26 protein-coding genes and 1 pseudogene are annotated in these 22,671 nt (G+C 71.2%); 10 read left to right on the forward strand and 17 right to left on the reverse strand.

Annotated features, from left to right (window positions below; translation table 11 throughout):
- Positions 1-47: 47 nt before the first annotated feature.
- From ICC28_RS29400 to ICC28_RS29415, 4 genes are read left to right on the forward strand one after another with little or no spacing between them, the layout of a single operon-like run.
- Entirely contained in the window at positions 48-740 is a 693-nt protein-coding gene (locus tag ICC28_RS29400) for an AzlC family ABC transporter permease (protein ID WP_188291773.1), read from the forward strand.
- Entirely contained in the window at positions 737-1,051 is a 315-nt protein-coding gene (locus tag ICC28_RS29405; RefSeq protein ID WP_188291774.1) for an AzlD domain-containing protein, read from the forward strand. The genes ICC28_RS29400 and ICC28_RS29405 overlap by 4 nt, the downstream gene beginning before the upstream one ends.
- 54 nt (positions 1,052-1,105) lie before the next feature.
- A complete protein-coding gene (locus ICC28_RS29410) occupies positions 1,106-1,339 on the forward strand; it encodes a hypothetical protein (protein WP_188291775.1) in 234 nt (77 codons plus the stop codon).
- A gap of 57 nt (positions 1,340-1,396) precedes the next feature.
- Positions 1,397-2,035, forward strand: a complete 639-nt coding sequence (locus tag ICC28_RS29415) for a class I SAM-dependent methyltransferase (protein WP_188291776.1) — start codon at positions 1,397-1,399, stop codon at positions 2,033-2,035.
- Here the strand turns inward: ICC28_RS29415 and kstD are convergent.
- Positions 2,032-3,762, reverse strand: a complete 1,731-nt coding sequence (kstD, locus tag ICC28_RS29420) for a 3-oxosteroid 1-dehydrogenase (RefSeq protein ID WP_188291777.1) — start codon at positions 3,760-3,762, stop codon at positions 2,032-2,034. The two genes, ICC28_RS29415 and kstD, sit on opposite strands and share 4 nt — an antisense overlap.
- A gap of 460 nt (positions 3,763-4,222) precedes the next feature.
- Between kstD and ICC28_RS29425 the strand changes: the two genes are divergently transcribed.
- Positions 4,223-5,116 (forward strand): LysR family transcriptional regulator, encoded by an 894-nt coding sequence (locus ICC28_RS29425; protein WP_188291778.1) that lies wholly within the window; start codon positions 4,223-4,225, stop codon positions 5,114-5,116.
- Positions 5,117-5,302: 186 nt separating this feature from the next.
- Here the strand turns inward: ICC28_RS29425 and ICC28_RS29430 are convergent, their stop codons facing one another.
- Complete coding sequence (locus ICC28_RS29430) at positions 5,303-7,231, reverse strand: long-chain fatty acid--CoA ligase (RefSeq protein ID WP_188291779.1); 1,929 nt, start codon at positions 7,229-7,231, stop codon at positions 5,303-5,305.
- A 225-nt stretch (positions 7,232-7,456) separates the two neighbouring features.
- Here ICC28_RS29430 and ICC28_RS29435 point away from each other — a divergent pair, with 225 nt between their 5' ends.
- On the forward strand, positions 7,457-8,275 hold the full coding sequence (locus ICC28_RS29435; protein WP_188291780.1) for a MaoC family dehydratase: 819 nt from the start codon (positions 7,457-7,459) through the stop codon (positions 8,273-8,275).
- 20 nt (positions 8,276-8,295) lie between these two features.
- Here ICC28_RS29435 and ICC28_RS29440 read toward each other — a convergent pair whose 3' ends face one another.
- From ICC28_RS29440 to ICC28_RS29485, 10 genes and pseudogenes are all read right to left on the reverse strand, one after another.
- Entirely contained in the window at positions 8,296-8,997 is a 702-nt protein-coding gene (locus tag ICC28_RS29440; protein ID WP_188291781.1) for a TetR/AcrR family transcriptional regulator, read from the reverse strand.
- 10 nt (positions 8,998-9,007) lie between these two features.
- Positions 9,008-9,307 carry a DUF4229 domain-containing protein gene (locus tag ICC28_RS29445; RefSeq protein WP_188291782.1) on the reverse strand — a complete coding sequence of 100 codons (300 nt, stop codon included), beginning with the start codon at positions 9,305-9,307 and terminating at the stop codon, positions 9,008-9,010.
- Positions 9,308-9,419: 112 nt separating this feature from the next.
- Positions 9,420-9,944 (reverse strand): GNAT family N-acetyltransferase, encoded by a 525-nt coding sequence (locus tag ICC28_RS29450; RefSeq protein WP_188291783.1) that lies wholly within the window; start codon positions 9,942-9,944, stop codon positions 9,420-9,422.
- Between the two features lie 16 nt (positions 9,945-9,960).
- Positions 9,961-10,611: a UdgX family uracil-DNA binding protein gene (locus ICC28_RS29455; protein WP_188291784.1), complete on the reverse strand. Its 651-nt coding sequence runs from the start codon at positions 10,609-10,611 to the stop codon at positions 9,961-9,963.
- 93 nt (positions 10,612-10,704) lie between these two features.
- Positions 10,705-11,868, reverse strand: a complete 1,164-nt coding sequence (mqnE, locus tag ICC28_RS29460) for an aminofutalosine synthase MqnE (protein ID WP_188291785.1) — start codon at positions 11,866-11,868, stop codon at positions 10,705-10,707.
- Positions 11,869-11,917: 49 nt separating this feature from the next.
- Positions 11,918-12,373: an Lrp/AsnC family transcriptional regulator gene (locus ICC28_RS29465; protein ID WP_188291786.1), complete on the reverse strand. Its 456-nt coding sequence runs from the start codon at positions 12,371-12,373 to the stop codon at positions 11,918-11,920.
- A gap of 112 nt (positions 12,374-12,485) precedes the next feature.
- Positions 12,486-13,157, reverse strand: a complete 672-nt coding sequence (locus ICC28_RS29470) for a UbiX family flavin prenyltransferase (protein WP_188291787.1) — start codon at positions 13,155-13,157, stop codon at positions 12,486-12,488.
- A gap of 32 nt (positions 13,158-13,189) precedes the next feature.
- Positions 13,190-13,761, reverse strand: a pseudogene (locus ICC28_RS29475) (Uma2 family endonuclease).
- 45 nt (positions 13,762-13,806) lie between these two features.
- On the reverse strand, positions 13,807-14,709 hold the full coding sequence (mqnP, locus tag ICC28_RS29480; protein ID WP_188291788.1) for a menaquinone biosynthesis prenyltransferase MqnP: 903 nt from the start codon (positions 14,707-14,709) through the stop codon (positions 13,807-13,809).
- On the reverse strand, positions 14,706-16,157 hold the full coding sequence (locus ICC28_RS29485) for a menaquinone biosynthesis decarboxylase (RefSeq protein WP_188291789.1): 1,452 nt from the start codon (positions 16,155-16,157) through the stop codon (positions 14,706-14,708). Before ICC28_RS29485 ends, mqnP begins: the two co-directional genes overlap by 4 nt.
- A gap of 86 nt (positions 16,158-16,243) precedes the next feature.
- On the opposite strand from ICC28_RS29485, the gene ICC28_RS29490 reads away from it, so the two are divergent.
- Positions 16,244-16,558: a PLD nuclease N-terminal domain-containing protein gene (locus tag ICC28_RS29490; RefSeq protein ID WP_188291790.1), complete on the forward strand. Its 315-nt coding sequence runs from the start codon at positions 16,244-16,246 to the stop codon at positions 16,556-16,558.
- A gap of 27 nt (positions 16,559-16,585) precedes the next feature.
- Here ICC28_RS29490 and ICC28_RS29495 read toward each other — a convergent pair whose 3' ends face one another.
- The gene (locus tag ICC28_RS29495; protein ID WP_188291791.1) at positions 16,586-16,921 is read right to left on the reverse strand and encodes an ArsR/SmtB family transcription factor; all 336 of its coding nucleotides are present in this window, start codon (positions 16,919-16,921) and stop codon (positions 16,586-16,588) included.
- Positions 16,922-17,046: 125 nt separating this feature from the next.
- On the opposite strand from ICC28_RS29495, the gene ICC28_RS29500 reads away from it, so the two are divergent.
- Positions 17,047-18,021, forward strand: coding sequence for a zinc-binding alcohol dehydrogenase family protein (locus ICC28_RS29500; RefSeq protein WP_188291792.1), 975 nt, complete (start codon positions 17,047-17,049; stop codon positions 18,019-18,021).
- Positions 18,022-18,040: 19 nt separating this feature from the next.
- On the opposite strand, the gene ICC28_RS29505 is transcribed toward ICC28_RS29500, so the two are convergent.
- On the reverse strand, positions 18,041-19,915 hold the full coding sequence (locus ICC28_RS29505; protein ID WP_188291793.1) for a serine/threonine-protein kinase: 1,875 nt from the start codon (positions 19,913-19,915) through the stop codon (positions 18,041-18,043).
- An 85-nt stretch (positions 19,916-20,000) separates the two neighbouring features.
- Between ICC28_RS29505 and ICC28_RS29510 the strand changes: the two genes are divergently transcribed.
- Entirely contained in the window at positions 20,001-20,600 is a 600-nt protein-coding gene (locus tag ICC28_RS29510) for a TetR/AcrR family transcriptional regulator (protein ID WP_188291794.1), read from the forward strand.
- Here the strand turns inward: ICC28_RS29510 and ICC28_RS40815 are convergent.
- Together ICC28_RS40815 and ICC28_RS29515 are read right to left on the reverse strand one after the other, a co-directional pair.
- Positions 20,581-20,700, reverse strand: coding sequence for a DUF397 domain-containing protein (locus tag ICC28_RS40815; RefSeq protein WP_282702969.1), 120 nt, complete (start codon positions 20,698-20,700; stop codon positions 20,581-20,583). The genes ICC28_RS29510 and ICC28_RS40815 overlap by 20 nt on opposite strands.
- The gene (locus ICC28_RS29515; protein WP_282702970.1) at positions 20,657-21,574 is read right to left on the reverse strand and encodes a helix-turn-helix domain-containing protein; all 918 of its coding nucleotides are present in this window, start codon (positions 21,572-21,574) and stop codon (positions 20,657-20,659) included. The genes ICC28_RS40815 and ICC28_RS29515 overlap by 44 nt, the downstream gene beginning before the upstream one ends.
- Before the next feature lie 106 nt (positions 21,575-21,680).
- Here ICC28_RS29515 and ICC28_RS41335 point away from each other — a divergent pair, with 106 nt between their 5' ends.
- The gene (locus tag ICC28_RS41335) at positions 21,681-22,274 is read left to right on the forward strand and encodes a hypothetical protein (protein WP_188291796.1); all 594 of its coding nucleotides are present in this window, start codon (positions 21,681-21,683) and stop codon (positions 22,272-22,274) included.
- Here ICC28_RS41335 and ICC28_RS29525 read toward each other — a convergent pair.
- Entirely contained in the window at positions 22,247-22,642 is a 396-nt protein-coding gene (locus ICC28_RS29525; protein WP_188291797.1) for a DUF6281 family protein, read from the reverse strand. The genes ICC28_RS41335 and ICC28_RS29525 overlap by 28 nt on opposite strands.
- Positions 22,643-22,671 lie beyond the last annotated feature (29 nt).

Consider the following 22,671-nt stretch of genomic DNA (forward strand, 5'->3'; position numbering starts at 1 on the left):
ATCGTTCGGCTTGACGAACATAGCTTCTTCTGTCCATTGTAGAGAACATGCGTACGGCAGAGCGAACACCTCGGCTTCTTCGGGACGCCTCACTGGTCTGGCTGGCCAGCGGGGTCGTCGGCGTCTCCTTCGGCGCGATCTCCGTGGCGGGCGGGCTGCCGGTGTGGGTGCCGGTCGTGATGTCGCTGGTCGTGTACGCGGGATCGGCGCAGTTCAGCGCGGTCGGCGTGCTGCTGGCCGGGGGCGGGCCGCTGGCCGCGGTGGCCACCGGTCTGATGCTCAACACCCGTACCGCCGCCTTCAGTCTCGCGGTCGCGGACGTCCTCGGCGGCGGCAGCCGGTTCTCCCGCCTGGCCGGAGCCCACCTCGTCACCGACGAGACCGTGGCCTTCGCGCTCGCCCAGGCCGACCCCGCCCGGCGCCGGGCCGCGTTCTGGATCTCCGGGATCGGTCTGTTCGCCGTGTGGAACGTCGGCGTCCTGGCCGGGGCGCTCGCCGGTACCGCCCTCGGCGACACGGCGACCTACGGGCTGGACGCGGCCTTCCCCGCGGTCCTGGTCGCCCTGGTCCTGCCCACCCTCCGCGCGGACCGGTCGGTACGCCGCTGCGCCCTGGCCGGAGCCGCACTGGCCCTGGCGGTGACCCCGGCGGTACCGGCGGGCGTACCGGTGCTGCTGGCCCTGACCGGGCTCGTCCTGCACGGCCTGGCCCCGCACGGCCGCAAGGGCGGTGCCGCATGAGCGCGACGGTCGCCGTGATCCTCGCGCTGGCGGTGGGGACGTACGCCTTCCGGCTGGTGGGGCCCGTGCTGCACGGGCGCGTCGAACTGCCGGATCGTATGCAGGAGTTGCTGTCCGCCGGGGCTGTGGTGCTGCTCGTGGCGCTGCTGGCCACGGGCGCGCTGACGGAGGGCGGGGGCTTCGCCGGGTGGGCCCGGCCCGCCGGGGTGCTGGCCGGCGTTGTCCTGGCGTGGTGGCGGGCGCCGTTCGTGGTGGTGGTGCTGGGGGCGGCGGGGGTCGCGGGGGTGCTGCGGGCGGTGGGGGTGGCCTGACCAGCAGCGGGACCGGCCTCGCCGTAGCGGAGAGCCGTAGCGGAGAATCGTCGTATGCAGAAGGAAGACGAAGAACGCGCCGACGCACCGCCCGCCAACTGGATCGCGCTGGGGCTGTCCGTCGGGCTGTCGTTCGGAGTGGCCATCGGTGTCGTGCTCGGTACGGTCGTCTTCGACGACCTCGGGCTGGGGATGTCCCTGGGAATCGGGCTCGGCCTGGCGAGCGGGGCGGGGGCCGGGGTGGGGATCAGCGTGGCGAAGCAGCGGGAGCGGGAGGGCGGGCAGTAAGGCGGGCGGTGTCAGTGGGAGGGGCGGTGTCAGTGGGGGGCGGTACGGTCGCCTGCCATGAGTGATGCCGACTTTCTGACCGACACCCGACGCTTCTACGACGCCGTTGCCGAGGACTACGCCGAGCGCTTCCGTGACCCGCATGCCGAACGGCCGCTGGACCGGGCGGTCCTCGGCGCCTACGCCGAACTCGTGGGCGGCACCGGGCAGGTGGCCGATCTGGGGTGCGGGCCGGGGCGGGTGACGGCGTACCTGGCCGCGCTGGGGCTGCGGGTGTACGGCCTCGATCTGTCGGAGTCGATGCTCGCCGTCGCCCGGCGGGAGAACCCCGGCCTGCGGTTCGAGCAGGGGTCGATGCTCGACCTGGACCTCGCCGACGGGGCCCTCGCGGGGGTGGTCTCGTGGTACTCGACCGTCCACTTCCCCGAGGACCGGCTGCCGGAGCTGTTCGCCGAGTTCCGGCGGGTCCTGGCGCCGGGCGGACACCTGCTGCTCGGCTTCCCGGTCGGTGACCGACCCCGGCGCTATGAGCAGCCGTTCGGCTACGACGGGGTCGTGGAGTTCCAGCGGCGCCGGCCGGACCGGATCGCGGACCTGCTGGCGGCCGCCGGACTCTCCGTGCGTGCGCGTACGGTACGGGAGACGGAGGGCACGGAAGCCAGTCCGCAGGCCTTCCTGATCGCCCGTAGGCCCTAGAGGACCCCGGCGATGTCCCGTGCCGCGATGTAGCCGAACGTCATCGCCGGGCCGATCGTCGAGCCCGCGCCCGCGTAGCTGTGGCCCATCACGGCGGCGCTGGCGTTCCCCGCCGCGTACAGGCCGGGGATCACCGAGCCGTCGTCGCGCAGGACGCGGGCGCGGGCGTCCGTCACCAGGCCGCCCTTGGTGCCCAGGTCGCCGGGGACGATGCGGAAGGCGTAGTACGGGGGCAGCCAGAGGGGGGCGAGGCAGGAGTTGGGGAGGACGGCGGGGTCCGTGTAGTAGTGGTCGTACGCGCTGTCGCCGCGGTGGAAGTCGGGGTCCTTGCCTCTGCGGGCCAGGGAGTTGAAGCGGTCGACCGTGGTGCGCAGGGACGCCGCGGGAACGCCGATCGAGGCCGCCAGTGCGTCCAGCGTCCAGGCCTTGTGGGCGGCGCCCGAGCCGTACCAGGCCGCGGGGAGGGGCAGGGTCGGCAGGACGTCCTTGAAGAGGTAGCGGTTGCGGTAGTTCTGGTCGGTGATCAGCCAGGCCGGGATCGCGGGGTCGGTGTCGTTGACGTCGTACATGGTGTGGACGACGTCGCTGTAGGGGGCGGCCTCGTTGACGAAGCGGGCGCCGGACGCGTTGACCAACAGGCCGCCGGGGAGCGTGCGTTCGGCGAGGCAGAAGTAGGGCTGGTCGGGGAGCGGGATCGTCGGGCCCCACCAGGCGTCGTCCATCAGGCCGAGGGCGGCGCCCGCGCGCTCCCCCGCCCGGATGCCGTCGCCGGTGTTCTCCTTCGCGCCTACGGTCCACTCCGTGCCGATGGGCTGGCGCTGGTAGCGGGCGCGCATGGCGGCGTTGTGCTCGAAGCCGCCGGAGCCGACGATCACGCCGCGGCGGGCGCGGACCAGGCCGCCGGGCACGACCGCTCCGGTGACGGCGCCGCCCTCGATGTGCAGGTCGGTGAGCGGGGTGTTCAGCAGCACCGGCACACCGGCGTCCAGCAGCCCCTTGCGCAGCCCGGCCGCGAGGGACTGGCCCATGGTCAGCGGCTTCTCGCCGCGCAGCGCCGCCGCCGTGCCGCGCGCCAGGCACTGGGCGGCCACGGCGGCGCCCCTGGCGTTCACCGTGGCCAGTGCCAGCCATTTGTAGTCGGCGCTGAAGACGACCATGCCGGTGGGGGTCTGCATGTAGGGCGGGTTCAGGCGGGCGAGTTCGGAGCCGAGGAGGTTGCCGTCGAGCTGGTCGGGTTCGATGGAGCGGCCGTTGGGCAGGCCGCCGGGCAGCTCGGGGTAGTAGTCGCTGTAGCCCTCCATCCAGCGGAACCGCAGCGGGCTGCGGGCCATCACGTAGGTGAGCATCGCCGGGCCGTGTCGGAGGAAGGCGCGTTGGCGGTCGGCGGGGACGTCCGGGCCGACGACGGCGGCGAGGTAGGCGGCCGCCTTGGCGGGAGTGTCGGGGACGCCGGCCGCGAGGATCACGGAGTTGTTGGGGATCCAGATGCCGGCGCCGGAGCGGGCGGCCGAGCCGCCGAAGGTGCCCGCCTTCTCCAGGACCACGCAGGTGAGCCCCTGTCCGGCGGCGGTCAGCGCGGCGGTCATGCCGGCCGCGCCGGAGCCGATGACCACTACGTCGTAGGTGCCGAGGAGGGGTAAGTCTGCTGAGTGGGCGGTTTGTTGGACTGCGGCGGCTACGGACAGGCCGGCTCCTGCGGCCAGCAGATGTCTTCGGGACACGCTCATGGTCAGCCCCCTGGGCACGTTTGGACGAGGGGACCGGAATGTGGCGCGGGGGTCTTGGGAAGTCAAGAGCCGTGCCGGTCGGGGGTGCCTGCGGCGGCCTGTTGCGGTGGTGTGGGGTGCGCGTAGCACCTTTGGTGTGGATGTGGGTCGGGGCCGCGCCGGGGGGTGTCCGTCCTCGGTCCGCCGGGGCGGGGGTTTGTGGGGTGCCGATTCTTTGCGGCGGCCGCTGCGGGCGGACACCCCCCGGCACGTCCCCTTGCCGCCGTGCGCGGGTGCCGCGCCGCACTGCCTCCGTCGCATGGTGGGTCGGCACCCGTCCCCTCTCCCCCGCCCTGTCCGGACTTCGGCGGAGGGGGTGGGACGGGTTGCCGCCCGGGGCCCTGGGGAGATCGTCGTACAGGGGGCGAGTGCAGTCAATCCTTGGGAATTCTCGTCAAGTGCAAGTGTTAGCTTGGGGGTTGTGACTCTGGATGACCTGCGTGTCTTTGTGGCCGTGTGCCGGGCGGGCAGTCTCAGTGCGGTGGCCCGTGATCTGTCCTGTACGCAGTCGGCGGTGAGTCAGCATGTGAAGCGGCTGGAGCGGGAGACGGGTGTCGCGCTGCTGGAGCGGCAGTCCCGCGGGGTGGTGCCGACGGAGGCCGGGCGGGTGCTGGAGGCGGCCGCGGCCGCGGGGCTCGGCGGGCTCGACCTGGCGCTGCGCCGCCTGCGGGACCTGGCTGATGGTGAGAGCGGTACCGTGCGGGTCGCGACCGGCGGTACGACGGTACGGCACTTCATGGCGGACGCGGTGGTCGCGTTCCGGCGCCGGTATCCGCGGGTCAGCCTGGAGTTCCGTACCGAGAGCTCCAGCCGGGGCTGTTTCGACGCGCTGGCGGGCAGTGACCTCGACCTCGCCTGGGTCACCCTCGGTCCGCCGGTGCGGGGTATCGAGCAGCGGGCGGTCGTTGACCTGCCGTGGGTGCTCGCCGTACGGGACGACGACCCCCTCGCCTCCCGGTCGTGTGCGGGGCCTGCCGAGCTTCAGGGGCTGCGGCTGATCCGGCTGCCCCCGGACTCCACCTCCGCCGCCCGTCTGGACGCCGCCTGCGCGGAGGTGGGGGTGCGGTTCGCCTCCGACACGAGCGTTGCCGACTGGGACACGGCCCTGCTGCTCACGGAACTGGGGTTGGGGCGGGCGGTGGTGCCGGCGTTCCCGGGCATCGCGGAGTCCGGACGGGGTCTGAGGCTCGTCCGGATTCCCGTTCTGCGTCCGCTGTCCGTGGGGTGGGCCGTACGGAGTTGGGACGCGCTCGGGCCGCAGGCGCGGGCGTTCGCGGAGACGGTGGCGCAGGCGTGCGGGGGCGGCGGACGCTGAGGGTGCCCGTGACTCCTGATGCCGTTCCCGGCAGCAGTACGGCGGTGGCCGTGGCGAGCGCCGGACGAAGGGTGGTGCGCGTGGGCATGTGTCTCCTGCGTGTTCGGAGCCTCTGGCAGGAATCCGTGCGGATCGGAGGCGGGACGCGGAGGGGGCGGTTGTGCGGCACAGCGGCGCCCGCCTCGCCTAGCGCTCGTACAGCCCCTCGACCTCCGTCGCGAAGTCCCGCATGACGGCTTCGCGGCGCAGCTTCATGGAGGGGGTGAGGTGGCCGGCCGTCTCGGTGAACTCGGTGGGGAGGATCGCGAAGCGGCGGATGGATTCCGGGCGGGAGACCAGTTTGTTGGCCTCGTCCACCGCGCGCTGCAGGAGGGTCCGCAACTCGGGGTCGTCGACGAGGAGTTCGGCGGGAACCGGGTGGCGGCCGTTCATCCGGCGCCAGTGGGTGACGCCGTTCATGTCCAGGGTGATCAGGGCGGCGATGTAGGGGCGGCGGTCGCCGACGACCATGACCTGCGAGATCAGCGGATGGGCGCGGAGCCAGTTCTCCAGGGGCGCGGGGGCGACGCTCTTGCCGCCCGCGGTGATCAGCATCTCCTTCTTGCGGCCGGTGATGGTCAGATAGCCCTCGTCGTCCAGTTCACCGAGGTCGCCCGTGGCGAGCCAGCCGTCCGTGGCCGCCGGGACGACGCCGCCGGCGGCCGGGTCCCAGTAGCCGCGCAGCACCTGCTCGCCGGCGATCAGGATCTCGCCGTCCGCCGCGATCCGGACCCGGGTGCCGGGCAACGGCCAGCCCACGGTGCCCAGTCGGGGCTTGAGCGGCGGTGTCACGGTGGCCGCGGCGGTCGTCTCGGTCAGGCCGTACCCCTCGTAGATCTCGATGCCGGCCCCGGCGTAGAACGCGGCGAGGCGGCGGCCGAGCGGGGAGCCTCCGCAGATGGCGTGGCGGACCCTGCCGCCCATGGCGTTGCGGATACGGCGGTAGACGAGCGGGTCGTAGAAGGTGCGGGCGAGGCTGAGGGCGCGGCTGGGTCCCGGGCCCGTGCCGTGCTGTTTGGCCTCGACGGCCTCGCCGTAGCGGCCGGCCACGGAGGCGGCGCGGTCGAAGGACGACAGTCGGCCGCCGGCCTCGGCCTTGGCGCGGGCGGCGTTGAAGACCTTCTCCAGCATGTACGGGATGGCCAGCAGGCAGGTCGGGCGGAAGCCCGCGAGGTCGGCCAGCAGGTCCTCGGCCAGCAGGCTGGGCGCGTGCCCGAGCCGTACCCGGGCGCGGACGCAGGCCACCGCCACCATCCGGCCGAAGACATGGGACATGGGCAGGAAGAGGAGGACCGAAACCTCTTCGCTGGAGCGGGACTTGAAGATGGGGTAGAGGAGTTCGATGGCATTGTCGACCTCGGCGAAGAAGTTGCCGTGCGACAGGACGCAGCCCTTGGGCCGGCCGGTGGTGCCGGAGGTGTAGACGAGGGTGGCGAGCGTGCTCGGGCCGAGCATGCCGCGGCGCACCTCGACCTCCTGGTCGGACAGTGGCGCGCCGATCTCCGCGAGCCGGTCCACGTGGCCCTTCTCCATGATCCACAGGTGCTGGAGGTCGGGGATGTGCTCCAGTTCCGGGCCGAGGGCGGCGGCCTGCGCGCTCTCCTCGGTGACCAGGGCGACCGCTCCGGAGTCCTGGAGGATCCAGCGGGTCTGGTAGACGGAGGAGGTCGGGTAGACGGGGACGGTGACCAGGCCGGCGGCCCAGGCGGCGAAGTCGAGCAGGGTCCACTCGTACGTGGTGCGCGCCATGACGGCGATCCGGTCGCCCGGCATCAGGCCCTCGGCGATCAGCCCCTTGGCCACCGCGAGCACCTGTGCGGCGAACTCGGCCGCCGTCACGTCCGCCCAACTGCCGTCCTCCGCCTTGCGGCTGAGGACCACTGTGTCCGGCACGGCGGCGGCGTTGTCGAAGGGCAGGTCGCCGAGCGAGCCGTGCGAGACGGGCGGCGCGAAGGGCGGTACGTACGCCTCCCGGACGACGCCGTCCAGCCGCCGCGTCTCGGGCTCCACGAGGGCGGGCGCGGGGGCGTCGTCGAAGGCGGCGGAGGCGGCGAAGGAAGGGAGTGGGGTGGACACGGGCGGCTCCTGGAACGACGTTCACCGACGGCCCCCGCAGGGGGAGTTACCGCCGGTTAGGCAGGCGATCGTACGGCGCGGACGTGTGAGACATGTGCCCGTTCGGGGATGGTACGGAGGGGATTCGCCACGGGCCGGTGGGGGTTCTCGCGCTGTCCGCCACACCACTATTACCTCCGGTAACCTTACTGCGGAGTCAGCAACCGGACCTCGTAGGGGAAGACCATGGCCGACCGCAATCTGCTGCCCCTTCTCATACGCGGCGCCCTCCGCTCCCCGTTCAAACGGCCGCGCCCGGACGCCGACTTCCCGCGCGACCCGCTCGTCGTGCCCGGCCTCCGCGTCGACCTCGCACGGCTCGCCGCGTACGAGCGGGTGTGCGGGTTCGCCACCGGGGAGGACGCGCTGCCCGTCACCTATCCCCATGTCCTCGGCTTCCCGTCCGCCATGCGGCTGATGAGCGGACGGGACTTCCCGCTGCCGCTGCTCGGCCTCGTCCACACGTCGGTCGAGATCACCCGGCACCGGCTGCTCCCGGCCACCGGCACGTACGAACTGACCGTGTACGCCGCCGGGTTGGCGCCGCACCGGCGGGGCACCGAGGCCACGGTCGTCACGGAGCTCCGGGAGCACGGGGAGGTCGTCTGGGAGTCACGGAGTACGTATCTGGCGCGGCACCGCACCCGGGCGGCAGCGGCGGCCAGGGAGGTGCGCGAACCGCTCCCGGCCGTCGCCGAGTGGCAGCTCGGCGGGGACATCGGCAGGCGGTACGCGGCCGTCTCCGGCGACCGCAACCCCATCCACCTGCACCCGCTCACCGCCCGGCTGTTCGGCTTCCCGCGCGCCATCGCCCACGGCATGTGGACGGTGGCCCGCTGCCTGGCGGCGTACGGCGTGCCGCCGGCCGCGCGGATCCGGGCGGAGTTCCGGGCGCCGGTACTGCTGCCGGGGACGGTGGTGTACGGGGCGGGGGACGGGTTGTTCGAGCTGCGGGGCGGCTCGGACCGCGTGCATGTGGTGGGGCGGGTCTGTCCCGTCGTCTAGCCCGTCGTCTGGCCCGTCGTCTAGCCCGTCGTCTGGCCCGTCGCCTGTCCCGTCGGCTGCTCCGTCACCGGGTGATCCGCTTCCTGCGGGGGCGCCCAGGGCCGTCCCTCCATGAGGTCGCCCAGGCCCGCCCAGGCGAAGTTCATCAGGGTCGTGGCCGCCTGGCGGGCGGTGACCCCGGGGGTGGCGTTGGCCCAGGCGGCGAGCGACTCGGCGGCGCCGACCAGGGCCTCGGCGAGCCCGGCGACCTCGTGCTCGGGCAGGTTGGGGTCCCGGTGCGCGGCACGTGCGGCGGCGAGGATCAGCTGGGTGACGAACGCGACGATCTCCTCGCGCATCGCGCCGGCCTCGGCGGCGAACGCCTCGCCGTGGGTACGGGCCTGGAGGTGCAGGATCGCCCAGCCGTCCGGGTTCTGCGCGGTGTGCGTGAAGAACGCCCGCAGCCCCGACCAGAGTTGGCGGTCGGCGGGCGCGTCGGTGCGCACCCCGGCCCGCACCGCTTCGGTCAGCGCCCGCGCCTCGCGGCGGATGCAGGCGGTGAACAGGTCGTCCTTGGAGTTCAGGTACAGATAGACCAACGGCTTGGAGACACCGGCGAGTTCGGCGATCTCGTCCATCGAGGCGGCCATGTACCCGCGTCGGCCGAAGGTCCGCACGGCGGCGTCCAGCATCTGCTGTTCGCGGACCGCACGCGGCATCCGCTTGGTCTTCACGGCACCCATGAGGGCAAGGTTAGGACGTCTGCCCCTGTGCGCGGGCCGCGTCGTCGGCAACGTCCTCCTGGCTGCGGTTCGCCTCCAGGTTGGCCTTCACGCGGTCGACCTTCTCGACGATCTGCACGGAGGCGCGGTCACGCTCCTTGCGCAGCGCGACGAAGCTGATCGGGGCGGAGATCACCAGGGCGAGCAGGACGATCCACATGCCGTTGGAGTCGCCGAGGCCGCGCGGGGCGAGACCGGAGTAGACGAGGCCCCAGACGACCACGAGGCAGCCCACGAAGATCCCGAGGCGCATCAGCGTGTAGCGGAGCATCTCAATCCAGTCTTCCGATTCCAAAAGGGGCGTCATCCAGTGAAGCATGCCCGGCACCGGATCTTGCAGGTGGGGTTCACCGCAAGGCTCACCACCGGGTTCGCCGCGAGGCTCACCGCAAGGACAGCAGCATGATCACGTCGTCGCGGTCGTCGCCGGGTGCCACGCGGATCGCGCCCGGTATCCGGCCGACCTCCTTGTAGCCGCAGGAGCCGTAGAAGCGCTCCAGGCCGAGGCCGCCTCGGCAGGTGAGCCGGATGGCGTCGATGCCGTCCAGGGTCCGTACGGCGGCCTCGGCGGCGGCCAGCAGGTCGCGGCCGTAGCCCCGGCCCTGGTGCCGCGGGTGCACCATCACCGTGTACAGCCACACCCAGTGGGTCATCAGCCGGTGCGAGTTCAGCGACACGAAGGCGGTGGCGGCCACACGCCCCTCCTCGTCGTGCCCGACGAGCAGCCGCATCCGCCCCTCGGCCATTGCCACGAGGTGTCGCACCAGCTCGGGGCGGATCTCCTCCCGCGTCACCGGCGCCACGAAACCGACGGCTCCGCCGGCCTCGGTGACGTCCGCCCACAGGTCGAGGATGCCGTCACGGAGGGCGGGGGTGAGGGCGGGATCGAAGGTGAAGGTAAGCGTCACGCGGACAGTTTAACCATTACGCCAAAGTCCGTGCCGCGACCTCCAGGTCCGCGACCAGCCCGCGGTAGGCCGCCTGACGGTCGTCCGAGCGCAGCACGGACGACGGGTGGACCGTCGGCACCAGCCGCTCCGGCCTGCCGTGGATCTCCTCCTCCAGCACCGTCCCCCGCACCCGCGTCACCCGGAACGAGGACCCGAGCAGCGCCTTCCCCGCGGTGGCCCCCAGCACGACGATCAGCTCCGGCTCCACGACCGCCAGCTCGGCGGCCAGCCACGGCCCGCAGGCCGTCATCTCGCGCAGGGTGGGCGCCTTGTGGATACGGCGCTTGCGGGGCTCGGCCCGCGTGAACTTGAAGTGCTTGACCGCGTTGGTCACATAGGTGTCGTCGGGATCGATACCGGCCTCGGCGAGAGCCCGGTCGAGCAGCTTCCCGGCGGGACCGACGAAGGGCTTGCCCTGCCGGTCCTCCTGGTCCCCGGGCTGCTCACCGACGAGCATCACCGAGGCATGCGCGTTCCCCGTCCCGAACACCGTCTGCGTGGCGTCCCGGTGCAGGGGGCAGCCCCGGCAGCCGGCGGCGGCGCGACGCAGGGCGGGGAGACCGCCGCGGTCGGGGAGGAAGGGCTCGGCGGTATAGGCGTCCTCATGAGCACGGCTGCTCACCATGCCGGCCGAGTACCCCACCCAGGGGCGCGGGACCCTGTCGATCGGCGGCTCCGCCGCGCGGGCGCGACCAGCCCCCGCACACCCGCAGCCGACTCACACCCGCATCGGCTGCGGCGACTCCCTGCGCTCCGGGTCCGGGCCGTCGTACTCACGGATGATCTCGTACCGGGTATTCCGCTCCACCGGCCGGAACCCGGCGTCACGGATCAGGTCCAGCAGATCCTCACGCGTCAGCTTGTTCGGCGTGCCGTAGTTGTCCGCGTCGTGGGTGATCTTGTACTCGACGACCGAGCCGTCCATGTCGTCGGCGCCGTGCTGGAGGGCCAGCTGGGCGGTCTGGACGCCGTGCATGACCCAGAAGACCTTGACGTGCGGGACGTTGTCGAAGAGCAGGCGGGAGACCGCGAACGTCTTCAGCGCCTCGGCGCCGGTGGCCATCTGGGTGCGCGCCTGGAGCCGGTTGCGGACCTTGCCGTCCTTCATGTCCACGAAGTCGTGCTGGTAGCGCAGCGGGATGAAGACCTGGAAGCCGCCGGTCTCGTCCTGGAGCTCGCGCAGGCGCAGCACGTGGTCGACGCGGTGGCGCGGCTCCTCGATGTGGCCGTAGAGCATGGTGCTCGGGGTCTTCAGACCCTTCTCGTGGGCCAGGCGGTGGATCCGCGACCAGTCCTCCCAGTGGGTGCGGTGGTCGACGATGTGCTGCCGGACCTCCCAGTCGAAGATCTCCGCGCCGCCGCCGGTGAGGGACTCCAGGCCCGCGTCGATCAGCTCGTCGAGGATCTCGGACGCGGACAGTCCGCTGATCGTCTCGAAGTGGTGGATCTCGGTGGCCGTGAAGGCCTTGAGCGAGACGTTCGGAAGAGCCGCCTTCAGCTCCCGCAGCGACCGCGGGTAGTAGCGCCACGGCAGGTTGGGGTGCAGCCCGTTGACGATGTGCAGTTCGGTGAGGTTCTCCGACTCCATCGCCTTGGCGAGCTTGACGGCCTCCTCGATGCGCATCGTGTACGCGTCCTTCTCCCCCGGCTTGCGCTGGAAGGAGCAGTACGCGCAGGAGGCCGTACAGACGTTCGTCATGTTGAGGTGGCGGTTGACGTTGAAGTGGACGACGTCGCCGTTCTTCCGCGTCCGCACCTCGTGGGCGAGCCCGCCCAGCCAGGCGAGGTCGTCCGACTCGTACAGCGCGATGCCGTCCTCGCGGGTCAGCCGCTCGCCGGCCATGACCTTCTGCTCCAGCTCGCGCTTGAGCCCGACGTCCATACCCTCAACCTCTTTCTACGACAGCACGACCAACCGTACGCCTGCCCGCTCAGACCTCTTCGGGCAGCTCTCCGACCCGGTTCTCCCACTTGGTGGAGAGCACGATCGTGGTACGGGTCCGGGAGACGCCCTTGATCCCGCTGAGCCGCCGGATGATCTTCTCCAGGCCGTCCACGTCGTTCGCCCGCACCTTGAGCATGTACGAGTCGTCGCCCGCGATGAACCAGCAGTCCTCGATCTCGCCGAGGTCCTTCATCCGGCGGGCCACGTCCTCGTGGTCGGTCGCGTCGGAGAGCGAGATGCCGATCAGGGCGGTCACGCCGAGGCCGAGGGAGGCCGCGTCGACGGTCGCACGGTAGCCGGTGATGACACCGGCCGCCTCCAGCCGGTTGATGCGGTCGGTGACGCTGGGTCCCGACAGGCCGACGAGGCGCCCCAGCTCCGCGTAGGAGGCCCGGCCGTTCTCTCTCAGGGCCTGGATGAGCTGCCTGTCCACCGCGTCCATGCGATTCGAAGCCTTCCGCTGAAGAGGTCGGTTGAAAAGGTTGAGAAGTTCGAGGAGTTCGATGGGTTCGATGAGTCCTGAAATGCTGAGTACTGCTGGTCCCGCGTGCTGCTCAGGTCGAGCGCGCGCCGCCGAGTTCGCCCTTCCAGCGGCGGTAGAGCCCGTGCTCCACGCCCGCCGCGTCGAGGACGCGTCCGGCGACGAAGTCCACCAGGTCCTGGATGTGGGTGGCCCCCGCGTAGAAGGCGGGCGAGGCGGGTACGACGGCCGCGCCCGCGTCGTCGAGAGCGACCAGGTGCCGCAGCGTCTGCCCGTTCAAGGGGGTCTCCCGAACGGCGACGACCAGCTTGCGGCCCTCCTTCAGGGTCACGCTCGCCGACCGCTGCAGCAGGTCCTTGGACAGCCCGAGCGCGACGCCCGCGACACAGGCGGTGGACGCCGGAACGATGAGCATGCCCTTGGCGGGATACGACCCCGAGGACGGCCCGGCGGCAAGGTCACCCGCCGCCCAGTGCCGTACCCCGGAGAGGTCCACGGCGAAGGTGTCCGGCTTTCCGTCGGCCCCGCGGGACAGCCATTCCCGCAGGTCGTCCTGCCAGTGCGCGTCCCGGAAGGAGATCCCGGTCTCGTCGAGCAGGGTGAGCCGGGAGGCCCGGCTGACCACCAGATCGACGCTCTCCCCCGCCTGGAGCAGCGCACGCAGCACCGCGGCCGCGTACGGGGTACCGGATGCTCCGGACACCCCCACGATCCAAGGCGCGCGCTGCGTTTCTCCTGCGTTCACACCCCGAGCCTACCGGCGGGTCACGGGTACCTTCAGGACGGGCGGCCGACTTTCGGGTCGACGGGGAGGTGTGCGGTGGGGATCGTCAGCTTGCCGAGCGGGGAGTCGACGGTCAGATCGGGGCCGTAGGGGATGGTGTCGCGGCCCCGGTAGCCGTCGGGGCCGGGGTTCCACATCGTGACGCAGTGGCCCTTCAGCGGGTCGAGGACCAGGTAGTTGGCGATGCCTCGGGAGGCGTAGAAGCGGGGCTTGATCTCGTAGTCGCGGCGGATGCTCTCGGGCGAGACCACCTCGGCCACGAACTCCAGCACGTCGGCAGGGTAGGAACTGAGGTTCTCGGCCTCCGCCTCCGCCGGGATGACCGCGATGTCCGGGCAGAACTCGTGGGCTTCGTCGAAGGGGAAGGCACGTCGCTCACCAGCGCCCACTCCGGCGCGAGCTGCCCCTCCAGGTTCGTGGCGACCCTGAGAATCGTCTTCCCGTGGAACGGCCTGACCGGGTTCGTCACGATGCTGCCCTCGACGATCTCCGTCAGACAGCCGGGGAACATGTCCTCCAGCTTGCTGAGCTGCGAGTGCAGGCGATCGAAGCCCGAGACGGTCATGGCGGCTCCCTGGGGTCCTGCCCTCGATGGCAGGCCGCACCGTAGTTACACGGTCAGGCCTCGAACCAAGAGATCCAGCAAGGCGCACACGAAAAGGGCGATGCCGATGAAGCCGTTGACGCTGAAGAACGCCCTGTTCAGGCGGGAGAGGTCGTGCGGGGTGACGATCCGGTGCTCGTAGACGAACGCGCCCGCCACGATCATCAGGCCCAGCCAGAAGAACGCGCCCGCGTCCGTGGCCACCGCGTACCAGGCGAGGAGCAGCGTGGTGACGGCGTGGCAGACGCGGGCGCCCCACACCGCGGCGGGGATGCCGAAGCGGGCGGGGACGGACCGGACGCCGGTCTCCCGGTCGGTCTCGACGTCCTGGCAGGCGTAGATCAGGTCGAAGCCGCCGATCCAGATGCCGACGGCGAGGCCGAGGACGACCGCGTCCCAGGACCAGGAACCGGTGATCGCCAGCCAGCCGCCGACCGGGCCCATCGCCTGGGCGATGCCGAGGATGGCCTGCGGGAAGTTCGTGAACCGCTTGCCGTAGGGGTAGACCACCATCGGGATCACCGCGACGGGGGCGAGGGCCAGGCAGAGCGGGTTGAGCAGCGCCGCCGAGCCCAGGAAGATCACGAGCGCGATCAGCGCGCCCGTCCAGGCGTGCTTCACCGACATCGCGCCGGTCACCAGCTCGCGCTGGGCGGTGCGCGGGTTACGGGCGTCGATCTCGCGGTCGATGATCCTGTTGACCGCCATCGCGAACGTGCGCAGGCCCACCATGCAGATGGTGACCAGGAGCAGCCGGCCCCAGTGGATGTTCCGGTCCAGCTGGAACATCGCGGTGAGGGAGGCGATGTAGGCGAAGGGCAGCGCGAAGACCGAGTGCTCGATCATCACCAGGCGCAGGAAGGCTCTGGTGCGGCCCGGCTGGGGAAGTGCGGCAGACGCGGAACTCACAGTCCGTATTCCTTCCACCGGCGGTCGACCTTCGCCGCCGTCTCCGGGTCGGACAACACCATGTCGGGCCAGCCGCCGTCACGCGTATAGCCCTCTTCCGGCCACTTCTTCGTCGCGTCGATGCCCGCCTTGCCGCCCCAGAACTGCTGGTAGGAGGCGTGGTCGAGGTGGTCGACCGGCCCTTCTACGACCGACAGGTCGCGGGCGTAGTCCGTGTTGCCCAGCGCCCGCCAGGCGACCTCGTGCAGGTCGTGGACGTCGCAGTCGGAGTCGACGACGACGATCAGCTTCGTCAGGGACATCATGTGGGCGCCCCAGATCGCGTGCATGACCTTCTGGGCGTGCTTGGGGTACTTCTTGTCGATCGAGACGATCGCGCAGTTGTGGAAGCCGCCCGCCTCGGGGAGGTGGTAGTCCACGATGTCCGGGACGATGATCTTCAGCAGCGGCAGGAAGAAGCGCTCGGTGGCACGGCCCAGCGGTCCGTCCTCCGTCGGGGGCCGGCCGACCACGATCGACTGGAGCAGCGGGCGCTTCCGCATGGTCACGCAGTCGATCTTCAGCGCGGGGAACGGCTCCTGCGGGGTGTAGAAGCCGGTGTGGTCGCCGAAGGGCCCCTCCGGCAGCATCTCGCCCGGCTCCAGCCAGCCCTCGATCACCACCTCCGCCTGCGCCGGCACCTGGAGCGGCACGGTCTTGCAGTCGACCATCTCGATCCGCTTGCCCGCGAGGAACCCGGCGAACAGGTACTCGTCGATGCCACCGGGGAGCGGCGCGGTGGAGGCGTAGGAGACGGCCGGCGGGCAGCCGAAGGCGATGGCGACCGGGAGGCGCTCGCCGCGCCGGGCGGCGACCTGGTAGTGGTTGCGGCTGTCCTTGTGGATCTGCCAGTGCATGCCGATGGTGCGCTTGTCGTGGCGCTGCAGGCGGTACAGGCCGAGGTTGCGGACGCCCGACTCGGGGTCCTTGGTGTGGGTCAGCCCCAGGTTGAAGAAGGAGCCGCCGTCCTTGGGCCAGGTGAAAAGGGCCGGGAGCTGCTCCAGGTCGACGTCGTCCCCGTGCAGGACGACCTCCTGAACCGGCGCGTCCTTCACCTTCTTCGGCGGTACGTGGGTCATCGCGCCGAGCTTGCCGAAGGCCTCGCGGACGCCGACGAACCCGTGCGGCAGCTCGGGCTTGAGCAGTCCGCCGATCTTCTCGCTGATCTCGCCGTACGACTTCAGCCCCAGCGCCTTCAGCAGCCGCCGGTCGGTGCCGAAGACGTTCATCGCGAGGGGCATCGCGGAGCCCTTCACGTTCTCGAAGAGCAGCGCCGGGCCGCCCGCCTTCTGCACCCGGTCGACGATCTCCCCGACCTCCAGGTACGGATCGACCTCGGCTTTCACGCGCTTGAGGTCGCCTTCGCGTTCCAGTGCCCTGAGCAGAGAACGAAGATCGTCGTAAGCCATGGGGTCAAGTATCCCCGAGCGGCTACCCTGGCCCTGTACCTGGGGGCTGTACTCGCGGCCCCGACGACCCACTCGCGGGAGGCCCCATGCTCCGGGTGCTGATGTTCCTCGTACCACTTGCGCTGAGCATTTACGCGTTCATCGACTGCATCAGCACGAAGGACGAGGACATCCGTCACATGCCCAAGCCCCTCTGGGCGATCCTCGTGCTGCTGTTCCCGCTCGTCGGCTCGATCTCCTGGATGATCGCGGGCAAGAAGCGCAGCCTGGCCGCCGAGGGCTGGTCCGGCGCGCGCACGAACCGCTCCCAGCAGTGGGTGGCGCCCGACGACAACCCCGACTTCCTGAAGTCCCTGGACGAGGACGGCGACCAGGACAAGAAGAAGCGGGACGAGTCCTGACGTAGAACTCCGCGTGCTGTTGGACGTTCAGGCGCTGTCGTCGTTCCGCAGGACGAGGTCCAGCAGGCCGGGGAAGCGGGCGTCGAACTCCTCGCGGCGCAGCCGGTTGACGCGCTTGGCGCCCCGGTCCCGCTGCTCGACGAGCCCGGCGCCGCGCAGCACGGCGAAGTGATGGCTGAGGGCGGCCTTGCCGACGGGCACGTCGAAGCTGCCGCATGCCCGTGACCACTCGTCGGAGGCCGCCAGTTCCCTGACGAGGGTGAGGCGTACGGGGTCGGCGAGGGCGGCGAGCGCGGTGAGGACGGGGACGTCGTCGGGGTGGGTGTGCTCGGGGGCGCTGCGGTGGCTGGTGGCGGCGGCCATGGGCGCCCCTCTCTCTGTTTTCCGCTTGCCGACTCGGTTGCCGAGTGTTCGATGAGAACCATACACTCCACGGGTGTTCGCCTCCCGTCGAACACTTCCCACCCACGGCGAGGGGCTGATTTGTCATGCGCGCAGTCGAGTTCCAGGAGTACGGCGGCCCCGAGGTCCTCAAGGCCGTGGAGACGCGGGTCCCCGCACCGGGCGCCGGACAGGTGAGCATCGACGTCGCGTACGCCGGGGTGAACTTCGCCGACCTGAAGGCGCGGGCGGAGGGCTACCGGGTCACCGCCCTGCCCTACGTCCCCGGCCTGGAGGTCTCCGGCCGGGTGCGGGCGGTCGGCGCGGGCGTGACGGGCCTGTCCGTGGGCCAGGAGGTGACGGCGCTGACGGACGCGGGCGGGTACGCGGAGGTGGCCGTCGCCGACGCCACGACCGTCTTCCCGCTCCCGGCGGGCACGGACCTCCGTACGGCGGCCACCCTGCCCACGGTGCTGCCGACCGCGTACGCCCTGGTCCGTACCGTGGGCCGGCTCCAGCCCGGCGAGACGGTGCTGGTGCAGGGCGCGGCGGGCGGAATCGGCACGGCGGTGGGGCAGTTGGCGCGGGCGGCGGGCGCCGGGGCGGTGTACGGGGTGGTGTCGAGCGAGGCGAAGGCCGCGTACGCGCGTGAGCACGGGTACGACGAGGTCTTCGTCGGGGAATTCGAGGCGGCGGTGCGGGCGGCGACGTCCGGCCGGGGCGTCGACCTCGCCCTGGACCCCGTGGGCGGCGAGACCCTCCGCGCGGGCCTGCGCTCACTGGCTCCCTTCGGCCGCCTGGTGTCGTTCGGCAACGCGAGCGGGGCGGAGCCGTGGCAGGCGGGTCAGCCGGAGCTCTACCCCCTGGGCCACTCGGTCGCCGGTTTCTCCGTCCTGATGCTGGCGAAGCAGGCCCCGGCCGAACTCCGCGCGATTGCGGAGCGGGCCTTCGCCGCCGTGGCCGAGGGGACCGTGTCCCTTCCGATCACCGCGGAGTTCGGCCTGGAGGAGGCGGCGGAGGCGCACCGGCTGATGGGCGGGCGCGGCAGCACGGGGAAGCTGGTGCTGCGGGTGGCGGCCTGACGGTTCTCCGCCGCCGCTCCTACTGCCGTGACCAGCGCTGGGACGCCTCGCCCGCGCAGGTCGACGTGGCCGCGTCGTTGGTCATGCTCAGGTCCAGGCAGCCGCCGTTGGAGACGCTGATCAGGGTGTTGCCGGAGCCCGCGCGCCAGGTCTGGGAGCCGGAGCCGTCGCAGGTCTTCACGAAGACGGCCTGGCCCAGCATGTTCGCCGAAAGGCAGCCGCCGCTCTCCTTGTTGACCAGCTTGAAGCCGCCGGACGTGCTCTGCATGACCCAGGTGGTGGTGGAGGCGGAGCAGCCCGCGGTGCTTGCCGCGCCGTAGACCTGGCTCAGGCAGGCGCCGGTGTCGCCGTTGCGGTAGCGGTTGGAGGTGGAGGAGGGGGCTGTGGTGGAGGGTTGTTGGGTGGCGGTGGGGGCGGGGCCTCCGCCGGATGAGCCGGAGGAACCCGATGAACCCGATGAACCCGATGAGCCCGACGAGCCCGAGGAACTCGAAGAGCCTGAAGAGCCCGACGAACCCGGTGCGTCGGCGGAGCCGCCCGAACTTCCGGAGCCCGAAGCCCCGTTGGACCCCGTAGCTCCCGACGCCCCGCTCGATTCACCGTCTTCGCCGTCTTCGCCGTTCTCGCCCTTCTCGCCCTTGTCGCCCCTCTTCCCCTTCTCCTTCCCGTCTGTCGGTGACGCCGACGCGCTCCCCTCCGCCGCGGGATCCTCGGAGGCGACGGCCGGTGCCGAGGTGGTGAACGACGGGGCCGCCTGGGCCTCGTCGTCGGCGTCCGGGTTGAACGCGTACGGCAGGAGTTGGAAGGCGACCGTCGCACCGGCCGTGACGACCACGGGGACGACGGCGAAGAGCACGCGGGTGCGGCGGCTCCGCTCCCGTACCTGCGGCTCGGGAGCGGGGGCAGGGTCGGGCTCGGGGTCGGGCTCGGGCTCTGGTGCCTGTTCCGGGATCTCCGGTGCCGCCGTCGCCGCGAACGCCGCGCGTGCCGCCAGCGCCTCCGCGACGACCGGCGGCCAGGCGGGGGCGTCGCCGGACGGGGCGTGCGGTGCGGCGAGTTCGAGAAGTTCGGCGGCTGTGGGGCGGCCCTCGTGGTCCTTGTCCAGGCAGGAGGCCACGACGTCGGCGAGGGCGGGGTCGAGGGCTCGCAGCGGCGCCAGGTCCGGCTGCTCGTGCACGATGCGGTACAGCACCCCGTGGCCCGACTCGTCCCCGAAGGGCGGACGGCCGCACGCCGCGTACGCGATCACCGAGCCGAGTGCGAAGAGGTCGGCAGCGCCGGTCAACTGCCTTGCGCCCGAGGCCTGTTCGGGCGACATGTAGGCGGGCGTGCCCACCACCATGCCGGTCCGCGTCAACTGGCTCTGGTCGGCCGCGCGGGCGACACCGAAGTCGATGAGGGTGAGGCCGTCGGCGGTCAGCATGACGTTCGTCGGCTTGATGTCCCGGTGGACCATGTCCAGCGCGTGTACGGCGGCCAGGCCCGCGGCGGCCTCCTTCAGCAGGAACCACAGCGACGGGACCGGGAGCGGTCCGCCGTTCAGGTCCACCGCCTCGCGCAGGGTGATCCCGGGGACGTACGCCGTCGCGAACCACGGCGGCCGGGCCTCCCGGTCACTCGCGAGCAGCGGTGCGGTGGCCCCGGCGGGCAGCCGTGAGAGGTTGTCCAGCTCCTGGCCGAAACGGCGTACGAAGTCCTTGTCCTCGCCGACGACGGAGGGCAGCAGTTGCTTGACGGCCGCGTACCGGCCTTCGTGGACGCCGAGATAGACCCGGCCCATGCCACCGGCGCCGAGTCGGCCGATCAGCGGTATCGCTCCGATCCGCCGTGGATCCTCCGCCTCCAGCGGTTCGGCGCCGCTGCCGGTGAGGTCGAGACCGTATTCCCCGTTCATGACAGACAGTGTGTCGCAAGGAGAGGTTGATCTAGAACAGCTTTCTAGAAAAATGCTCTAGAAAACTGTGCTCTACGCTGGCCGGATGAGCCCCAAGCAACAACGTGGCCAGGCCACCGCCGACCTCCTCCTGGACGCCGCGTTGCGGGTGTACGCCGAGTCGGGCGAGCAGGGTCTGACCGTGGGGGCCGTCACCAGGGCCAGCGGGGTCAGTCTCGGCAGCCTCTACCACCACTTCGGCAGCATCGACGGGCTCGTCAACGCCCTGCTCGTACGCTGGCTGGGTCGCCTGCTGGAGGAGATGGGCACGGCCGTCAGCCGCTCCCGCACGGCCCGCACCGGCATCAACGCCATCGTGCGGACCTACCTCACTTTCATCCGGGAACACCCCGATGCGGGCCGGCTCGTCCACTCCTCCCACGCGGACCGCGTCGGCATGGCCCAGGCCAAGCAGCTCCGCGACGCACAGGAGGCCCGCCTGTCACCCCTGGCCGCCTGGATCACCTTCCACGTCGAGAAGGGCGAGATCGCGCCCCTGCCGCCCGAGCTGATCGAGACGCTCGTACTCGGCCCCGTCATCGGCCTCGCCCGCCGCTGGCTCACCCTCGGCGACGTGGATCTGGACGAGGCGGCGCGAGTCCTGCCGGAGCGGATCTGGCGGTCGATCAGCGCAGAGCCGCGGTGAACGCGGACCAGGCGGGGCGGGAGACGAGGAGGACGGGGCTGTCAGGAAGCTTGCTGTCACGGACGGGGACGGCGGTGGGGAAACCGGGGGCGATTTCCACGCAGTTGCCGCCGTTGTCTCCGCTGTAGGAGCTCTTGATCCAGGTCGCCGCGCCGATCTCGTGCGTCTTCATGGTGCTCGTACGCCTCCATCGCGTCACGGATCAGAGCGGCGGACTCCCCGGCTGACGGAGCGTCCGCCCTGAGCACATCATAGGCCTGGAAGTGAAGCCGGTAGACGGCCGGATCGTCGTTGAAATGGCCACGGTCCAGCGACTCGGAGTACACCCACCGATGCCCGTCGGGCAGCTCGATCAGGGACACGGAGGCATTGGGGCGGACGAGTTCGGCAAGGCCGGACGGGGCCACCTGGATGCGGACGTTGGGGCGTCTCCCAGCGCTCAGCAAGTGCGCGAGTTGATCACGCATGACGCGTCCGCTGCCCACAACGTTGCGCAGACAACTCTCGTCCAGGACGGCGACGTAGAGGGGACCATCCTCCGCGAGGAAGCGCTGCTGTCGGCTCAGCCGAGCCCGTACCCGCTCCTCGACCTCCTCGGCATTACGGAGGCGGCGTCCGAACAGGGCCCGCATGTAGTCCTCGGTCTGCAACAGGCCCGGCATCACACCGTCCTGGTACTCCCTCAACGCGACTACTTCCGCGTCCATTTCGGCCCTGCGCCTGAACCAATCCGGATGCTCCACCTGCGGATACCAGTCGACCCTCCCCCACAGTCGCGCCAACACCCCACCCGTGCCCAGTACTTCGTCGCACTTCTTGGCGAACGTGTCCGAGGGGACCCGGGTCCCCGCCTCCACCCTCGCCACGTAGGACCGGTCACAGGGGATTTCGCGGGCGAGGGCCTCCTGCGTGAGGAAGGCGACCTCGCGGAAGTGCCGTAGAAGCTCTCCGAAGAACTCGGCGTTTGTCGTCACACCCCGCCCCCTCCGTGACAACGCCCCGCTGTCACGCGGGATGCATTGCTACGGACCGTTCCCGTGAGCCACGCTCGCTACACACAGAGTTACGAAAGGTGAGCCGATGAAGCCGGGAACGCTCGTCTACGACCCTCATACGCGCAAGGTCGGTGTGTATCAGGCACGGATCGGTCCGGCCGCGCTGCTGCGGCCGGTCGGCGGGGGCCGGGAGTGGGACGCGGACCCGGCGCGGATCAGGCCCGCGACGCCGGAGGAACGGCTGAGCGCGGAGCTGCGGGCGGCCAACGACCGCTCGCTGGGCGCGCTGCCCACGCCGGACCCGGTGCCGGGCTGCCTGACGTGCGGGGAGTTGGGCGTGCGGCGGGAGGAGGCGCGGACGGCGTGCGACGGCAGCGCGGAGACGGACGCCAATGTGCTGCTGCGCCAGCACCAGGCGCGGGAACACGGGGGCGTCACGGCAGGGCGCCGCCGCCTCTTCCGGTACGTGCCGTACTCGATCGTGCAGGACGCGTCGGCGCAGCCGGAGTACCAGGCGTACTGCGTCTCGGGGGACGAGCACGACTGCGGCGCCACGTCCGGCCCGTGCACCGACCCGACGGACGTCGAGGAGTGGCAGCGCCGGCATACGCAGGAGACCCGGCACACGCGGTACCGGCGCAGCTTCGCGGACTACGCGGTGCTGGAGGGACAGGCCTGAGAGGGCAGCCGCTCGCACACCTCGGCGGGCAACTCCCCGTGCGCGTCAACGGCGACGAAGAGGACGTCGTCCGGTGTGTCGCCGACCGCGATGGCCACCTCGGGGTCGAGCCCTTCCACCTCGTACGCGCCGGTCGTCCAGTCCTCCGGCATGCCGTGGCCGTCGGCGCACGACTTGTGCGTGGCGGTGCCGAGCCGGTCCCCCGGAGTGAAGTCGACGTTCGCGACATTCCCGTATCTGCGGTTCTCGTACTCGATCACCACCGCGCAGGCCGCGTCCGCCTGCCCCCCGCCGCTCGTCCGCGTGCAGCCGACCACACCCATCACGACAGCCGTCAGCGCCACCAGCGTCGCCATGCTCGCTCTCATCGATGTGCCCCCTTCGCTCAGTACACCGA

This window comes from Streptomyces sp. TRM68416 (genome assembly GCF_014596915.1).
Classification (GTDB): domain Bacteria; phylum Actinomycetota; class Actinomycetes; order Streptomycetales; family Streptomycetaceae; genus Streptomyces.

What these genes read in the sequence shown, in the direction of transcription:
- ICC28_RS29400 (WP_188291773.1), top strand. Translation starts at nt 48, where the DNA reads ATGCGTACGGCAGAGCGAACACCTCGGCTTCTTCGGGACGCCTCACTG.
- ICC28_RS29405 (WP_188291774.1), top strand. Translation starts at nt 737, where the DNA reads ATGAGCGCGACGGTCGCCGTGATCCTCGCGCTGGCGGTGGGGACGTAC.
- ICC28_RS29410 (WP_188291775.1), top strand. Translation starts at nt 1,106, where the DNA reads ATGCAGAAGGAAGACGAAGAACGCGCCGACGCACCGCCCGCCAACTGG.
- ICC28_RS29415 (WP_188291776.1), top strand. Translation starts at nt 1,397, where the DNA reads ATGAGTGATGCCGACTTTCTGACCGACACCCGACGCTTCTACGACGCC.
- kstD (WP_188291777.1), bottom strand. Translation starts at nt 3,762, where the DNA reads ATGAGCGTGTCCCGAAGACATCTGCTGGCCGCAGGAGCCGGCCTGTCC.
- ICC28_RS29435 (WP_188291780.1), top strand. Translation starts at nt 7,457, where the DNA reads ATGGCCGACCGCAATCTGCTGCCCCTTCTCATACGCGGCGCCCTCCGC.
- ICC28_RS29440 (WP_188291781.1), bottom strand. Translation starts at nt 8,997, where the DNA reads ATGGGTGCCGTGAAGACCAAGCGGATGCCGCGTGCGGTCCGCGAACAG.
- ICC28_RS29445 (WP_188291782.1), bottom strand. Translation starts at nt 9,307, where the DNA reads ATGCTCCGCTACACGCTGATGCGCCTCGGGATCTTCGTGGGCTGCCTC.
- ICC28_RS29455 (WP_188291784.1), bottom strand. Translation starts at nt 10,611, where the DNA reads ATGGTGAGCAGCCGTGCTCATGAGGACGCCTATACCGCCGAGCCCTTC.
- mqnE (WP_188291785.1), bottom strand. Translation starts at nt 11,868, where the DNA reads ATGGACGTCGGGCTCAAGCGCGAGCTGGAGCAGAAGGTCATGGCCGGC.
- ICC28_RS29465 (WP_188291786.1), bottom strand. Translation starts at nt 12,373, where the DNA reads ATGGACGCGGTGGACAGGCAGCTCATCCAGGCCCTGAGAGAGAACGGC.
- ICC28_RS29485 (WP_188291789.1), bottom strand. Translation starts at nt 16,157, where the DNA reads ATGGCTTACGACGATCTTCGTTCTCTGCTCAGGGCACTGGAACGCGAA.
- ICC28_RS29490 (WP_188291790.1), top strand. Translation starts at nt 16,244, where the DNA reads ATGCTCCGGGTGCTGATGTTCCTCGTACCACTTGCGCTGAGCATTTAC.
- ICC28_RS29495 (WP_188291791.1), bottom strand. Translation starts at nt 16,921, where the DNA reads ATGGCCGCCGCCACCAGCCACCGCAGCGCCCCCGAGCACACCCACCCC.
- ICC28_RS29500 (WP_188291792.1), top strand. Translation starts at nt 17,047, where the DNA reads ATGCGCGCAGTCGAGTTCCAGGAGTACGGCGGCCCCGAGGTCCTCAAG.
- ICC28_RS29505 (WP_188291793.1), bottom strand. Translation starts at nt 19,915, where the DNA reads ATGAACGGGGAATACGGTCTCGACCTCACCGGCAGCGGCGCCGAACCG.
- ICC28_RS29510 (WP_188291794.1), top strand. Translation starts at nt 20,001, where the DNA reads ATGAGCCCCAAGCAACAACGTGGCCAGGCCACCGCCGACCTCCTCCTG.
- ICC28_RS41335 (WP_188291796.1), top strand. Translation starts at nt 21,681, where the DNA reads ATGAAGCCGGGAACGCTCGTCTACGACCCTCATACGCGCAAGGTCGGT.
- ICC28_RS29525 (WP_188291797.1), bottom strand. Translation starts at nt 22,642, where the DNA reads ATGAGAGCGAGCATGGCGACGCTGGTGGCGCTGACGGCTGTCGTGATG.